The 1,991-nt window shown below is 36.6% G+C and carries 1 pseudogene; it reads left to right on the forward strand.

What is annotated here, in order from left to right:
• Positions 1-347: 347 nt before the first annotated feature.
• Positions 348-1,277: pseudogene (gene repM / locus FTV42_RS16460) on the forward strand (replication initiation protein RepM); the annotation flags it as partial.
• Positions 1,278-1,991: the final 714 nt, after the last annotated feature.

Below are 1,991 nucleotides of genomic sequence, written 5' to 3' on the forward strand. Positions count from 1 at the left end.
GAATCCATTCTTGTTTTTAGCGTCCTAGCCGGTCTTTGAAAAAAACTGCCCCCAGGAATCGAGCGCAGCGAGATTCAATAGAGTTTGAGCGAAGCGAAAACATAGGGCAGTTTTAAATGCCGTTTTTGATTTTTTTGGGCTTTTAATAATATAAAAAGCTTTTAAATGCTTTTAAGAGCCTTGAAAGTATTGATATACGTGCGTTTCAGAGGACATACCGACACAAATAGTTTGTCATACCGACACAAATAGTTTGTTCAAAAACACCAATACCGACACAAATAGTTTGCATTAAGACACATAAAAATATAATGTGTCTTTATATACATAAAAATAATGGTGTCTTAATGAAAGGCGGGTTAGTTGTAAAAGATAATGCTCTTATGAATGCCAGTTACAACTTAGAGGTAACAGAACAAAGGTTAATTTTATTGGCAATTATCAGTGCTAGAGAAACAGGGAAAGGAATTACTGCTGACAGTAAACTAGAAATTCATGCCAGTGATTATGCAAAACAGTTCAATGTCACAAAAGAAGGGGCTTACAAGGCTTTAAAAGAAGCTGTAAACAACCTATTTGATCGACAATTTTCATTCCAAGAAGAAACATCAAAAGGGATTGGTATTGTTCGCTCACGATGGGTTAGTCGTATTAAATACATTGATGATTCTGCTCTACTAGAAATCACCTTTGCCCCTGATGTAGTTCCACTAATTACACGACTTGAGAAACACTTTACAAGCTATCAGATTAATCAAGTTTCAGGACTTACAGGCAAGTATGCAATACGACTTTATGAACTATTGATAACATGGCGTGAGGTAGGTAAAACTCCAATTTTGAAACTAGCGGATTTCAGAAGTCAGTTAGGAGTTGAACCTAATGAATACAAAGCAATGAATCATTTTAAAAGTCGTGTTTTAGAACCATCATTACAGCAAATTAATGAAAAAACAGACATTAAAGTGAAGGTAGAACAACATAAAAATGGTCGTTCAATTAGTGGTTTTTCATTCAGATTCAAACAAAAACCACAGCCAAAAGTAGAACAAAAAATCGACCCTAAACGAGATCCAAACACACCCGATTTTTTTGTTGAAATGACCGATGCCCAACGGCATTTGTTCGCACATAAATTATCTGAACTACCCGAAGTTGGTAGCGAATATGCAGAGATCGGAGAGTCAGCCGAAGACTTTACGAAACGCCTTGCCGACATGCTTTTAGAGCCAAAAAAATTCAGGATGTTTTATCCGCTACTGGAACAGCTCGGCTTTGGTTCTAAAAAAATCCAATCTGCACCAATTAAACAGGTCGATGAACCTAAGTTTATTGAGTTGCGAAATATGCAAGTGAACAGCTTGTCGTTCAATATGTCCCGTGACAAGAAATTCGCTCACTTAAAGCAGGAGAACGAATCTCCAGATGATTTTATGCAACGGCTTCGCATCATGCTAAAAGACCCAAAACAGCAACTTCAATTTTATGACTACGTGAATGCCAAAAAGTAGCAATTAATCCTCTAAAAAAGATTTCAAAACGCCCCAAACTTTGGGGCTTATTTTTATCTTTTTCAGAGGTCGATTTTTTGTTTCTCGGAGAGAAACGCGTAAGCGTGCATTCCCTCCTGCTGTCGGGAAATGATAAATCTCCAAACCGCTAAAAATTTTATTGTTAGCAAAGCACCAATATCGAATTTCACCCCATAGCGCAAAAACCGCCTAAAATCGCATTTAAGCGCCTTTTCTTCAAAAACAGGGGAATCTAGCCAAACAGGGCTAAAAACGCCAATAAACGCAAAATAGGAGCATTTAGACTATGAAATTGAGTGATGCCGAAAAAAATAATCGTTTGTCAGAGGTACTTTTAAAGAAATCAGATCGAGAATATTACGATTTAGAAATCACTGAAGATCATCAAAAACTTTATGATCAGTACGTTTCAGGTGATTTAAACAAGCAAGATTTTGAAGAACAACTAAACAAATTGAT

The organism is Acinetobacter sp. YH16052 (assembly GCF_013417155.1).
Taxonomy (GTDB): Bacteria; Pseudomonadota; Gammaproteobacteria; order Pseudomonadales; family Moraxellaceae; genus Acinetobacter.